Raw genomic sequence first — 14,046 nt, 5'->3', positions numbered from 1 at the left:
CCTATGCTGGGAGCGCTCCCGGCCGGTTGCGGCGGGCACCCACCACAAGGAGAAGGCCCCATGTCGATGCTCAGCCGCCCCGCACTCTCCGCCACCGCCGGGACCACCGGCGCCGGCCCGCGCGCCGGCGGCCCCGCCTCCGCCGACGCCGCGCCCGCCGGCAGCCCGGCCGCCGGCTGCGGAACCGGGTCGGACCCCGACACCGACCCGACCGACCGGCCCCGGGGCGCGCTGCGCTTCCCGACCGGTTTCGGCTGGGGCGCGGCCACCTCGGCGTACCAGATCGAGGGCGCCGCCAAGGAGGACGGCCGGGGCGAGTCCGTCTGGGACACCTTCAGCCGCACCCCCGGCCGCACCCGCAACGGCGACACCGGCGACGTGGCCGCCGACCACTACCACCGCTACGCCGACGACCTCGACCTGATGCGCGACCTGGGGCTGCGCAGCTACCGGTTCTCCATCTCCTGGCCGCGCATCCAGGCCGACGGCGCCGGCACGGTCAACCAGCGCGGCCTCGACTTCTACCGCCGGCTGGTCGACGGGCTGCACGAGCGGGGCATCTCGCCGATGGCCACCCTGTTCCACTGGGACCTGCCGCAGGCGTTGCAGGACGCCGGCGGCTGGGAGAACCGGGACACCGCGTACCGGTTCGCCGAGTACGCCGAGGCGGTCTTCCGGGGCCTCGGCGACCAGGTGCCGGTCTGGCTGACCATCAACGAGCCGAAGACCGTCGTGCAGAACGGCTACCTGACCGGCCACCACGCCCCCGGCTTCCAGGACCCGCAGGCGGCGTACCTGGTCGCCCACCACCTCCAGCTCGCCCACGGGCTGGCCGTGCGGGCGCTGCGCGCCACCGGCAGCGCCGGCCGGATCGGTCCCGCGCTCAACCTGCACCCCTGCTACGCCGCCGACGACAGCCCCGAGGCCGCCCGCGCCGCGCGCCTCTACGACGGGTACGAGAACCGCCTCTACCTCGACTCGATCCTCAAGGGCAGCTATCCGACTGACGTGCTCGACGACCTCGGCGCCGACAGCCGGCTGGCCCGAGGCGTCGCCGACGGCGATCTGGAGATCATCTCCTCGCCCATCGACCTGCTCGCGGTGCAGTACTACACCCCGTACTACCTCACCGGCGACGGCGCGACCGTCACGCGCTGGCCCACCTCGCAGGCGGACTGGCAGCAGATCTACCCGGACGGCATGTACGACATCCTGACCCGGGTCACCCACGACTACGGACCCCTCCCGCTGACCATCACCGAGAACGGCCTGCCGCAGGCGGACACCCTCTCCGCCGACGGCACGGTCGACGACGCCGGGCGGATCAGCTTCCTGCGCGACCACATCGCCGCCGCGCACCGGGCCGTCTCCGACGGGGTGCCGCTGGAGAGTTACCACGTCTGGTCACTGCTCGACAACTTCGAGTGGGCCGAGGGGTACGACCAGCGCTGGGGCCTGGTCTACGTGGACTACCCCACCCAGCGCCGGGTGCCCAAGCGCAGCGCGCACTGGTACCGCGAGGTGATCCGGGCCAACGGCCTGTAGCCCGACCGCGTCCCACCCGGGCGGGCGTGGCACGGCCGCGCCCGCCCGGGTGGCGTCGAATGGTCGCGTCGTCCCGGCCCCGTCGGACGGGGCCGGGACGACGTGGTCAGCGGGGCAGCGCCTGCTGGAGTTCGGCCCGCAGCGCCGGAGTGAGCATCTCACCGGTCTGCTTGGCCAGCCGGGCCATCTCGTAGCCGACCACGCCGATGTCGGCGTCCCCGGCCGCCAGGGTGGCCAGGATCGAGCCGTCGCGGACCTGCATCACCAGGAAGTACCCGCGACCCATCTCCACCACCGTCTGCTTGACGATGTCGTCGTCGAACATCTGCGCCGCCCCGGCGGCGATGCTCATCAGGCCCGAGGTGACCGCGGCGAGCTTGTCGGCGTTGTCGCGGGGCAGGTGGTCGGAGATCGCCACGAGCAGCCCGTCGGACGAGACCACGATCGCGTGCGCCACACCGGGCACCCGCTCCGCGAACCCGCTCACCAGCCAGCTCAGGTCCCGGGCTTCCTGGCTCAACGTCATCACTGTTGTCCCCCTTCGGTGCTCCCGCCGGCCGGCGGCAGGATGATCTCGGTGGTCTCCTCAGCCTCGGCCCGCCGCACCCCGCTGTAAAGCCGGGACAGCATGCCGCCGACGGCTTCCGGGTCCGGGTCGTGCCGTGGAGTCGGCTCCTGCGGCCGGGCGGGCCGCGTCACAGCGGACAGCTGCGCCATCGGCACCCGCACCGGCAGGCCGCGCTCGTTGGTGCCCCCGGTGACCGGGACCGCCGGGGGCGCCGGGGCCGCCGGGGCGGAGCCCGGGGCCGGGCCCTCCCGCGACCACCAGCCGCCCCCGGCATCCGCGGGCATCCCGGCGGCCGGGGCGAGCACGTCATCCGCCCGCACCGGCACCGGCCGGGACTGCCGCGGCACGGTCACCCGTCGCGGCGGGCGACCGGCCACCGGCGGCTCGCCCGGGCCCGCCGGGCCGCCGTCGCCGGCCCGGCCCGCGGCGGTGCCGCCCGGCTGCGCGGACCCGGCGGCAACGGCGAAGCCGGCCCGCGCGGACCCCGCAACGCCGTTCCGCGCGGCAACGACCCCACCCGGGCGCGCCGTCGGGGTCAGCGCGGTGGTCAGCATCCGCCGTGACGGCGGCGGGTCGAGCTGGACCGGCGGGGCGTCGGTGAGCAGGGCCGCCGGAATCCGGACCAGGGCCACCAGGCCGTCCTCGCGGGGGTGCAGGCGCACCTGCACCGCGTGCCGGGCGGCCAGGTGGCTCACCACGAACAGGCCCATCCGCTCGGACGCCGCGACGTCGGCTGCCGGCGGGGACGCCAGCACCTCGTTCGCCTCGGCCAGCGCGGCCGGGCTCATCCCCAGCCCCCGGTCGGTCAGCTCCACCAGGGCGCCGGGGCCCTCGGATCGGGCGGCGACGAACACGACGGTGTCCGGCCGAGAGAACGCGGTGGCGTTCTCCAGCAGCTCGGCGAACAGGTGCACCAGGTCGCCGATGACGTGCCCGACGACGTGCAGGTCGGCCACCTGTCCGCGGTGTACCCGCTGGTAGTGCTCGATCTCGGCGCTCGCGGCCAGCAGCACGGCGGCGAGACTCACCGGGCGGTTCCACCGCCGGGTCGACTCGCTGCCGGCGAGCACCAGCAGGCTCTCGTCGTTGCGCCGCAGCCGGGCGGCGAGGTGGTCGAGCCGGAACAGGTTCTCCAGTTGGTCCGGGTCGCTCTCGTCGCGTTCCAGGCCGTCGAGGAGGTCGAGCTGCCGCTCCACCAGCACCTGGCTGCGCCGGGCCAGGTTGACGAACATCAGGTTGACGTTGCGACGCATGGTCGCCTGCTCCACCGCGACGCTGACCGCGCTGCGGTGCACCGCGACGAACGCCTCGGCCAACTCGCCGATCTCGTCCAGCGAGCGGACCACCGCCGGCGGCACCTCGATGTCGGACACCCCGCTGTTGACCTGCCGCAGCTGGTCGAGAGCGTCGGGCAGGTCGATCTGGGCGATCCGCAGCGCCTGGCCACGAAGCAACCGCATCGAGCGGGCGACGGACCGCCCGACCACCACCGAGATCAGCAGGGCGACCAGCAGCACCGTGCCGATCCCGCCGACCACCAGCAGGGTGGTCCGCAACTGCCCGGATCTGGCGTCATCGGCCCGGGTCACCGCGTCGCCGAGGACGCCCACCTCCAACTGTCGCAGCCGATCCTGGCGCTGCTCGCTGGCCACCCACCACTGCGGCGCGTTCAGCACCCGCGGCGCGGCGCCGCCGCTGGGCAGGCTCTGCTCCTCCAGCTTCGTGGCGGCGGCAAGGGCCGGCTCCGCCGAGGCCGCGTCGTACCGGCGGATCTGGTCGGCGGTGGCGGCCACCCGGAACGCGCCGAGGGCGGTGAGCTGCTGGGCCCGCAGGTCGGTCAGCTTGACCTGGTCCGCCACTCCGTACCGGCCGGCGCGGGCGGCGGCGTAGAGCTCGGCTCGGGCCCGGGAGGACAGCTCCTTGACCCGGGCGAGCTGGACGTAGCGCAGCACGCTGTCGTTGAGCACCCGCTGGCCCTCGCCCGGCGAGGGCTGGGCGAGCAGGGTCAGCAGCGCGTCGACCGCCCGGTGGTAGTTGCCGAGGACGGTGTCGCTGGCCAGCACCGCCGGGGGCACGGTCGGCCGGATGTAGATCACCTGGTCGTACGCCTCCAGCGCCTGCGAGTAGGCGATCTGCCAGGCGGCGTCGGCGTCGGCCAGCGGGCCGGCTGCCCGCCGCAGCTCCCGCACTGCGGCGTCGCTGGCGGCATACAACGGCCGCAGCGCGGCGATCGCGGCGTCCCGGTCGGCCCGGCCGCCGACCCGGCGCAGCTCGGCCAGCTCACCGGCGGTGCGGTCGCGTTCCTGTTGGAGCTGGTGCACCACGGCGGTGATCTCCCGGCCGATGCTGACCTGCCGGGCGAAGTCGCTCAGCGTCGTGGTCTGCCCGACCAGCCCCCGGGTCTGCACCCCGGCCAGCACCAGGAACGCCACCGAGGGAATGACGAGCACCGTGACGAGCTTGGTTCCCATCCGCCAGTCCCGCAGCCGAAACGGCGAGCGGCGGCGGTGCGGCACGACGCGGACGTCGAACCGGCGCCGACTGTGGTTGGACACCCCACTCCCGGCCGGGTCGGGACCTACGCCCACACATGCCTCCTAGGCCCTCGCGTCCGCCGCATCGGGGAGCGGGGTCCATCCAACCAGCCAAGCCGCCGCTGTCAACGGGCTCACCTGAGCAGAAGCTCAGGAAGGATACCGAGGGCTGCGCGGAGCTGACGGGGTCGGTGAGGACACCTCATCCGTCCGGCCGATGTCGCGGAGCGCCACCGGCGCGTCCAGCCGGCCCAGCGCCACCCGGGCCGCGCCGGTCGCGCCGATCTCCGGGTCGGGCCGGTAGCGCACCCGGCGAGGTGCCAGGACGGCCGCGAACGACTCCCGCCACCACTCGGACGCGGCCAGCGCGCCGCCGCCCAGCACCACCTCGACCGGCCCGTCCACGGTGGACTCCAGCTCGGCCAGGTCGGTGGCGACCAGCCGGCAGATCCCGGACATCAGTCCGGCGAGGATGTCGACCGCGCCGGTGCCGAGGCTCAGCCCGCGCAGCTCGCCGGCGCCGGCCGGGGCGTGCCCGGGCGGCCGGTCGCCGCCGAAACGCGGGTTGGCCGACACCCCGCCGCCCGGGGCGATCCGCGCCAGCGCGGCGTCCAGTTCGGCGCCCTCGGGCAGCCGCAGCTCCCGCCCGGCCCAGGCGAACAGGTTGCCCCCGCTGGAGTACGCCGCCCCGGTGACCACGTGGTCGTGGTCGACCCGGTACCGCCACAGCCCGGCGGGCAGCGGCGGCAGCTCCGCGCCGGCCGGCATGGCCTGGACCAGCCGGACGGCCGCTGACGTGCCGACGGTCACCGCCGCCCGGCCCGGGCCCACCGCGCCGGAGCCGACGTTCGAGGCGGCCCCGTCCCCCACCGGCGCAGCCCAGGCCGCGTCGGCGAGCTGCGGCCAGCGGCGGGCGTGCTCCCGCCGCAGCCGGCCCCGCCAACCGTCGGGGGCCAGCTCGGGCAGCTCTCCCGGGCCCGCGCCGGCCAGCTCGCACGCCTCGGCGTCCCAGGTCAGCGAGCCCAGGTCGAGCAGCCCGGTGCCGGATGCCTCGGACACCGACATCGGGGCCGCGTCGAGCAGGGCGCCGAGCACGAACTCGGCCAGGCCGAGGAACCGGGCCGGCCGGGTCGAGGTGCGCTCCCGCAGCCAGGGCAGCCGGACCGACCAGTAGCAGCGGTGCCACCAGGTGCCGGTGCGCCGGTGGTAGGCGGCCTCGTCGGCCGGGCCGGTCGCGCCGGCCGGGGGCGCCGGGCGGGTGTCCAGCCAGGTGAGCACCGGACCGAGCGGCTCGCCGGCCCGGTCCACCGGCAGCACCGAGTGCCACTGGGCTGAGACGGCGACCAGCCCGACGTCGCGCAGGTGACCGCCGGCGGCCAGCTCGTCCAGGCACTCGGCGAGGCAGGCCAGGTAGGTGGGGCCGTCGAGGGTGCCGGCGCCGTCGTCGTCGACGGTGAGGCGCACCTTGCGGCGGGCGAGGGCGCCGGGCCGCGGGGTCGCGCCGGTGTCCAGCACGAGACCCCGCACCGAGGAGGTGCCCAGGTCGAGGGCGAGGATGTCCATCGTCGATCACCGTACCCGGCGACCGGCCCGGCGGCCCGGCGGTCCGCGTCGCCGCAGGTGGCCGCCGCCCGGTCCCGTACCCCGGGATCGGGTTCCGGGCACGCGGCGGCGCGCGTAGGGTGATCACATGCCCGCGCAACCGACCTGCTGGTGGCCCGCCGACCCGGCGGCCCACCCCCGCGCGTAGCTTCCCACGCGGCCGCCCGACAAGGCGGTCGCCGGTTCTCTCCCCCGGCCCAGGGCCGCCCCCGACGGCGACGCCCGGCCCACAGGAGAAACCCCATGACCAGCCCGCACGACCTGCTCGCCGCCGTCGCCCGCGGCGTCGACCCCGGCCCCTTCGCGCTCGTGCGCCGCGAGGGCGCCGACCATCTGGAGCTCTTCACCGGCACGGTACGCCCCGTCGACCGGCTCGCCGACGTCCCGCTGCCCGACGGGCCGCCCGGCCCCCGCACCCTGGCGCTGGTGCCCTACCGGCAGGTCACCGAGCGCGGGTTCGACTGTGTGGACGACGGCACCCCGCTGGAGTGCCTGGAGATCGCCGGGCACGCCCGGTTGCCCCTGGCCGACGCGCTCGCCGCCCTGCCCGACGCCCCGGTGGCCACCGCCGACGCCGGGTTCGACATCGCCGACGCCGAGTACGCCGACATCGTCGCCCGGGTGCTCGCCGAGGAGATCGGCCGGGGCGAGGGGGCGAACTTCGTCATCCACCGCGCCCTGCGGGCCACCGTGCAGGGCTCCCCGCTGGTCGCCGCCCTGGCCGCGCTGCGCCGGCTGCTGCTGCGCGAGCGGGGCGCGTACTGGACGTTCGTGGTGCACACCGGGACGCGGATCCTCGTCGGGGCCAGCCCGGAGCGGCACGTCAGCGTCGACGACGGGCTGGTCATGATGAACCCGATCAGCGGCACCTTCCGGCACGGCGGGACGGCGGACCGGGCGGCGTTGCTGCGCTTCCTCACCGACCCGAAGGAGGTCGACGAGCTGTACATGGTGCTCGACGAGGAGCTGAAGATGATGGCCTGCGTCGCCGAGCACGGCGGGCAGGTCGTCGGCCCGTACCTCAAGGAGATGTCCCACCTGGCGCACACCGAGTACCTGCTGGCCGGGCGGGGCCGCCTGGACGTGCGGGAGGTGCTGCGGGAGACGATGTTCGCCCCCACCGTGACGGGCAGCCCGATGGAGAACGCCTGCCGGGTGATCGCCCGGCACGAGACGACCGGGCGGCGCTACTACGCCGGGGTGCTGGCCCTGCTGGGCCGCGACGACGCCGGCCGGCAGACCCTGGACGCGCCGATCCTGATCCGGACCGCCGAGATCTCCCCCGCCGGCGCGCTGCGGGTGCCGGTCGGGGCGACCCTGGTGCGCCACTCCACGCCCGAGGGCGAGGTGGCCGAGACCCACGCGAAGGCCGCCGGGGTGCTGGCCGCCCTCGGCCTGCGCCCCGACGCCCCCGACCGGGGTCCCGGCCCGGTCGACCGGCTCGCCGACGACCCGGAGGTACGGGCGGCGCTGGCCGCCCGCAACGCCCCGCTGGCCCGGTTCTGGCTGGATCAGCGGCCCACGGGGGCGGTGGCGCTGCCCGGGCTGACCGGTCGCCGGGCTCTGATCGTGGACGGCGAGGACACCTTCACGGGCATGCTCGCCCACCAGCTACGCGCCCTCGGGCTGGCCGTCGAGCTGACCCCGTGGCACCGCGCCGCCACCGACGGGTACGACCTGGTGGTGGCCGGCCCCGGCCCCGGTGACCCACGGGCGGTGGACCAGCCGAAGATGGCCGCCCTGCGCGGTCTGCTCGCCGGGCGGCTCGCCGTCGCCGCCCCCACCCTGGCCGTGTGCCTGAGCCACCAGCTCCTGGCCGGGCTGCTGGGGCTGCCGCTGCACCGCCGGGACGCGCCCTACCAGGGGTTACAGCGGGACGTCACGGTGTTCGGCACCAACCGGAGGGTCGGGTTCTACTCCACCTTCACCCCCGTCGCCGACGCCGACCGGGTGGCCACCGCGTACGGGCCGGTGGAGCTGTCCCGGGACCCCGTCGACCACGCGGTGCACGCGCTGCGCGGGCCCGGCTTCGCCGGCGTGCAGTTCCACCCCGAGTCGGTGCTCAGCCGCGACGGCCTGGCGGTGCTGGCCGACCTGCTCGGGCACCTGCTGTCGGTGCCACCGGGTCGCTCGCCGGCCGACGCGCACCCGACGCCGGCCGGTTCCGCGCCTGGATCCGCCGACCGGGGGTAGGGATGCCGGCGACCGGTGGCCGGACGAGGCTCTCGTACCGCCACCGGTCGCCGAACGAAGAGGAGTCAGCCGGCGGCCATGCCCTTCTTCAGCGCCGCGCCGATCCGCACCGCCCGCTTCGCGGTCAGCGCCGTCGCGCCGAGCGCCACGGAGTCCGGGGCCACCTCGCCGTTGTTGCTGGTGTGCGAGGCGCCGTACGGGTTGCCGGCGATGAACTGGCTCGGGTCGGTATAGCCGGGGGTGACCACGACGCCGCCCCAGTGGTAGAAGACCGTCAGCAGCGACAGCAGCGTGGACTCCTGCCCGCCGTGCGTGGTCGCCGTCGAGGTGAACGCGGAGTAGACCTTGTCGGCCAGCGCGCCCTGCGCCCACAGCGGGCCGGTGGTGTCGATGAACTGCTTGAGCTGCGCGGCGACCATGCCGTACCGGGTCGGCGAGCCGAAGATCACCACGTCGGCCCAGGACAGGTCGTCGGGCTCGGCCTCCATGACCTCCTGGGTCTCCAGGCGGTGCGCCTGCCACCCCGAGTTGGAGCGGATCGCCTCGTCCGGCGCCAGCTCACGCACCTTGCGCAGGCGGACCTCCGCACCGGCCTCCCCGGCGGCCTCGGCAGCCGCAACCGCCATCTGGTACGTGATGCCGGTCGCGCTGTAGTAGATCACCGCGACCTTGATCTGGCCGTCCATCAGATGTTCCTCTCCTCGATTCAGGTCAGCTCCCGCGCCTACCCGTTCCCCGCGACCGCAAACGCCGGGTCGGTGCCGCCGCCGGGCCGCGCGCTGGCATGCTCGGCGCATGCCGATCAGGGAGGCCACCGCCGCCGACTGGCCCGAGATCTGGCCGTTCCTGCGCCGGATCGTGGCCGCCGGTGAGACGTACACCTGGCCCCGGGACGTCGACGAGGCGACCGCCCGGCGGCTGTGGCTGCCCGGCCCGCCCGCCCGCGCGGTCGTCGCCGTCGACGACGACGGGACGGTGCTGGGGACGGCGAAGCTGGCCCCCAACCAGCTCGGCCCCGGCGACCACGTGGCCAACGCGAGCTTCATGGTCTCCCCTGCCGCCGCCGGGCGCGGGGTGGGCCGGGCGCTGGGCGCGCACGTGCTGGACCTCGCCCGGGCCGAGGGCTACCGGGCGATGCAGTTCAACGCGGTGGTGGCCAGCAACGAGCGGGCGGTCGCGCTGTGGCGGTCCCTCGGCTTCGCGGTGGTCGGCCGGATCCCCGAGGGCTTCCGGCACCCGAGCCGGGGGTACGTCGACCTGCTCGTCATGCACCGCCGGCTCTGACCGGCCGGCGGCCGGGCCCGCCAACGCGCAACCGGCGAAGTTCCGCACCGAAGCGCGGGTCGGCGATGGGCGACACGGCGCGTCCCGGTACGACCCTCGGCCGGCCGGCGCAACCGGGTCGACCCGACACCATCCGCCGTGATGCCGGGGCCGGGGGCCGGTCCGATCTCGCCAACATCAACACCACGCCGGAACCGGTTCCGTAACCGACTTATCCACCGTGGAGGCTACGGATGCTTTCGGGCCATGACGAACCATCGGCGATCATCATTTATCCAGAGTGGATCACAAAAGATGCCCCCCTACCAGGGAAAACGTATGGGATGGATCTTCACAGTGCCGGGTGGCTGCGGTAGCTTCGGGCCACCTTGCAAGGAGGCTGTCAATGTCTGCTGCGCGGTTCACCCGTGCTCTCGCCGCCGCCGTCACCGGCACGGCTCTGGTCCTGACCTCAACCCACCCGGCGCTCGCCGAACCGGCCACACCGGACGATCCGCCACCCCCGACAGCCCCGTCGGCCCCACGACCCGAACCGGGAGAGATCGGCACGCACCGCGTACCGCTGCTCACCGGTGACACGGTCACCGTGACCACCGGTGCCGACGGCCGATCGACGTACGCGGTCGACGCCGCCGACGATCCGACCCGGTCCGCCACGTTCACCGTTCAGGGCAGCGGCGACGACCTGTTCGTCATCCCGTCCGACGCGGCACCGTACGTGACCTCCGGTTTCCTGGAGCGCGACCTGTTCAACGTCCGCGAACTGGTCCGCCAGGGAATCACCGGCACCGCGAAGACCCTGCCGGTGATCGTCACCTTCCACGGCGACCCGGCCGCCAAGACCCTGACCCGACAGGCCGACGCGCTACCGGCCAGCGAGAACAAGCGCACGTTGGCCAGCATCGACGGGGCGGCGCTGAGCGTGTCGACGGCGGATGCCGGGGAGTTCTGGAACGCGCTCGCCCCGGCCACGCCCGACCGCACCGCCCGCGCCGCACTCGGCAGGAGCGTCGAAAAGGTCTGGCTGGACCGCAAGTTCAAGGTCAACCTGGCCGAGAGCGTGCCCCAGATCGGCGCCCCCGCCGCCTGGGCGGCGGGTGTCACCGGCACCGGGGTGAAGGTCGGTGTGATCGACACCGGCATCGACCCGACCCACCCGGACCTGTCCGGCAACATTGCCGGCATCGCCAACTTCACCGGCGAAGCGGACGGCGTCGACCACCACGGCCACGGTACCCACGTGGCCTCCACGGTGGCCGGCACCGGCGCCGCCTCCGGCGGACGTCACAAGGGTGTGGCACCGGGCGCCCAGGTGCTCTCGGCGAAGGCCCTCGACAGCAGCGGGTTCGGGCAGGACTCCTGGATCATCGCCAGCATGGAGTGGGCCGCCGCACAGGGGGCCGACGTGGTCAACATGAGCCTGTCGGCGCCCACCACCACCGACGGCACCGACCCGATGAGCCAGGCGGTCGACTCGCTGACCGCCTCCACCGGCACGCTGTTCGTGGTCGCCGCCGGCAACAACCAGGGTGACCTCGCCATCGGCAGCCCCGGCGCGGCGAACGCCGCGCTGACCGTCGGAGCGGTCGACAAGCGGGACGCGCTCGCGCCGTTCTCCAACCGTGGTCCCCGCTACGGCGACGCCGCGGTCAAGCCGGAGATCACCGCGCCGGGCGCCGAGATCGTGGCGGCCCGCGCGGCCGGCACCTCCCTCTGGCCGATCGTGGACGGGCAGTACACCAGGGTCAGCGGCACCTCGATGGCCACGCCCCACGTTGCCGGCGCAGCCGCACTGCTCGCCCAGGCCAACCCGGACTGGACCCCGGCGCAGCTCAAGGACGCGCTGGTGACCACCACCAAGGCCGGCGCCTACTCGTGGTGGCAGGGCGGCACCGGGCGGCTGGACGTTCCGCGCGCCCTCCAGCAGCATGTCTACGGCTCGGCCACGGTCAACGTGGGCAGGATCGCCGACGGCACGCAGGCACCGATCGAGCGGAAGGTCACCTACACCAACGCCGGCAGCGCCCCGGTCACGCTCAACCTCGCGCTGGACGTGAAGGCGTTCGACGGCAAGCCGGTGCCCGCCGGTTCCGCCACGCTCTCCGCGAACAGCGTCGTCGTCCCTGCGAAGGGTGCCGCCGAGGTGACGTTCACCGTGGACCCCAAGGCCGGCCCGACCGGTGGGTACGGCGGTCTGCTGCTCGCGAGCACCGCCGACGGCTCGGTGTCGGTGCGGACCGCGCTGTCCTGGTACAAGGAGACCGCGATGCAGCCGGTGACCATCCGGCTCGTCGGGTCCAGGGGCGACACCCCGCGCCCGGAGACGGTGGGCGCGATCAGGGTCGACAACCCGGTCGACAACGACCCGATGACGCTGCCGGCGTACTACGAGATGGCCCGCAACGGTGTCGTGACGATGCGCCTGCCGGTCGGGGTGTACGACATCCAGGTAGCGATGATGGAGCACGAGGAGGGCGTCCGGCGGGCGACGCTGATGACCGAGACCGAGGTAGAGGTCACCGCGCCGACCGAGGTGACGTTGGACGCCCGCACGGCGGTCAACGTCCGGCCGCCCACGGCTGCGCCGACCGACATGCCGAGCGTCAGCTACGGCACCCTTCGCGGGTTGGCCGACGGCTCGGTGCTGCCCTTCGCGATGCTCATCGGCGGCAGCCAGTACGAGGGCTACGCCACGCCGACCAAGCCGGTGAAGATCGGCTTCTTCGAGTTCCACAACCAGTGGACCCTGTCCGAGGCGCTCGTGGACCTGCGGGTGCGGGGTGGGGGCCGGCTCGCACCGGACTACGACCTGCTGTCCGCCAGCAGCCACCTGGACGGCAGGAAGCGAAACCTGCCGATGGTGTTCGCCGGTGCCGGTAGCCCGCAGGAGTTGGCCGCAGCCGGCGTCAGGGGCAAGGCGGCGCTGATCCGGATCCAGATCCCGACGGACATGGAGTGGCCGTGGCGGCACGCGTACGCGCAGAACGCGGCGCGTACGGCACGGGACAACGCGGCAGCCGCGGGGGCCGGGCTCACCCTGATCTATGTGGACGTCGCGAGGGCTCCCGCGCTGCTGGGCAACCTCGTGCCGAGCACCGACACGATGCTCGCCCTCACCCTGTCCCGCGACGAGGGTGAGTCGCTGCGCAGGCGCGGCAGGAGCACCGTCACCCTGGGCGGCACCAGCGGCCCGTCGTACGTCTACCACCTGCGTCGGGACCACCCCAACGGCGTGCCGGGCACGCCGGAGCGGCCGGTGGACCCGAAGGCGATGGTGAAGCTGAAGACGACCTACCACGCCGACAAGCCGCTCATGTTCGACTCGATCTGGGGGACGCTGGGTCCGAGGGACCCGTGGTCCTCGCAGAGCACCTGGCGGTTCCCCGGCCCGACCGCACGTACCGAGTACGTCGGTGAGGGTGACCACCTGCAGTGGCTGCGGTACATCGTGCAGGTGGGCAAGACCCAGGCGGGCGGGGAGGAACAGTTCTGGTGGACCTCGGACGACTACTTCCGGGCGGGCACCCGCAGCCGGGACGAGTCGTGGTTCGCCGCGCCCACCCGGATCGGGGCGCTCGAGGTCACGTCGCCCGTGGTGCGGCAGAACACCTGCGGGTTCTGCCGGGACGGCGACATCTTCCTCGCCGGGCAGTACTGGCTGGACGGCACCGCCGGACACAGCATGGTCGCCTCCACCGCCAACAGCACCTGGAAGCTGACCCGGAACGGCGTGGTGATCCCACCGCTGACCACGTCCCCGCGCCGCTTCCAGCTACCGGCCGGGTCGGGCGTCTACCGCCTGGAGACCACGGACACCGGCTACGGGCTCACCTCGGTCCAGACCCTCGCCCCCCGGGTGGACTCCGTCTACACCTTCCGCTCGGCGACCCCGACGAAGGGCACCCCGGCCGGGTACGCCTGTCCGATCGGCACCGGCTCGTGCGCGTTCCAGCCGGTGCTGCAGCTCGACTACGACCTTGAACTGGACCTGAACAACCAGGCCAAGGCCGGCCGGGGACACCAGTTCACGATCACCGCGGCCGCGCACGGGCTCACCCCCGACAGGTCGCGGGTGAAGGGGATGACCGTCTCGGCGTCGACTGACGGAGGGGCCACCTGGCACCCCGCGCGGGCGGTGTCGACCGGCGGCGGGAAGTTCAACGTCCGCACCGTTCACCCGGCGTTGTCCAGCACGGACGGCTACGTCTGGCTGAACGTCAACGCCTGGGACGCCGACGGCAACCGAACCGAGCAGACCGTCCAGCGGGCGTACGCCCTCCGGTAGCTCACCGTGGTGGGGCGCGGTCGGACACTCCCGTC

Annotated in this window: 8 protein-coding genes; 4 read left to right on the top strand and 4 right to left on the bottom strand. The window is 74.1% G+C overall.

Going from position 1 to position 14,046, the window contains the following annotated elements:
• The first annotated feature begins 60 nt into the window (after positions 1-60).
• Complete coding sequence (locus OG559_RS22255; protein WP_405106576.1) at positions 61-1,545, top strand: GH1 family beta-glucosidase; 1,485 nt, start codon at positions 61-63, stop codon at positions 1,543-1,545.
• 106 nt (positions 1,546-1,651) lie between these two features.
• Here the strand turns inward: OG559_RS22255 and OG559_RS22250 are convergent, their stop codons facing one another.
• From OG559_RS22250 to OG559_RS22240, 3 genes are all read right to left on the bottom strand, one after another.
• A complete protein-coding gene (locus OG559_RS22250; protein ID WP_387025571.1) occupies positions 1,652-2,065 on the bottom strand; it encodes a roadblock/LC7 domain-containing protein in 414 nt (137 codons plus the stop codon).
• 5 nt (positions 2,066-2,070) lie between these two features.
• Entirely contained in the window at positions 2,071-4,701 is a 2,631-nt protein-coding gene (locus OG559_RS22245; protein ID WP_405106574.1) for a nitrate- and nitrite sensing domain-containing protein, read from the bottom strand.
• Positions 4,702-4,797: 96 nt separating this feature from the next.
• Positions 4,798-6,210 carry an FGGY family carbohydrate kinase gene (locus OG559_RS22240; protein ID WP_405106572.1) on the bottom strand — a complete coding sequence of 471 codons (1,413 nt, stop codon included), beginning with the start codon at positions 6,208-6,210 and terminating at the stop codon, positions 4,798-4,800.
• A 282-nt stretch (positions 6,211-6,492) separates the two neighbouring features.
• Between OG559_RS22240 and OG559_RS22235 the strand changes: the two genes are divergently transcribed.
• Complete coding sequence (locus tag OG559_RS22235) at positions 6,493-8,442, top strand: chorismate-binding protein (RefSeq protein ID WP_405106570.1); 1,950 nt, start codon at positions 6,493-6,495, stop codon at positions 8,440-8,442.
• Between the two features lie 65 nt (positions 8,443-8,507).
• Here OG559_RS22235 and wrbA read toward each other — a convergent pair whose 3' ends face one another.
• Positions 8,508-9,128 carry an NAD(P)H:quinone oxidoreductase gene (wrbA, locus tag OG559_RS22230; RefSeq protein ID WP_387025565.1) on the bottom strand — a complete coding sequence of 207 codons (621 nt, stop codon included), beginning with the start codon at positions 9,126-9,128 and terminating at the stop codon, positions 8,508-8,510.
• A gap of 109 nt (positions 9,129-9,237) precedes the next feature.
• On the opposite strand from wrbA, the gene OG559_RS22225 reads away from it, so the two are divergent.
• Complete coding sequence (locus tag OG559_RS22225; RefSeq protein WP_405106568.1) at positions 9,238-9,726, top strand: GNAT family N-acetyltransferase; 489 nt, start codon at positions 9,238-9,240, stop codon at positions 9,724-9,726.
• A 385-nt stretch (positions 9,727-10,111) separates the two neighbouring features.
• Complete coding sequence (locus OG559_RS22220; protein WP_405106566.1) at positions 10,112-14,011, top strand: S8 family peptidase; 3,900 nt, start codon at positions 10,112-10,114, stop codon at positions 14,009-14,011.
• The last annotated feature ends 35 nt before the right edge of the window (positions 14,012-14,046 follow it).

Origin of the sequence: Micromonospora sp. NBC_01405, assembly GCF_045040155.1 — a bacterium.
Classification (GTDB): Bacteria; Actinomycetota; Actinomycetes; order Mycobacteriales; family Micromonosporaceae; genus Micromonospora.
Note: the sequence above shows the minus strand (reverse complement) of the source record. Positions and strands in the feature narration are given on the sequence as shown.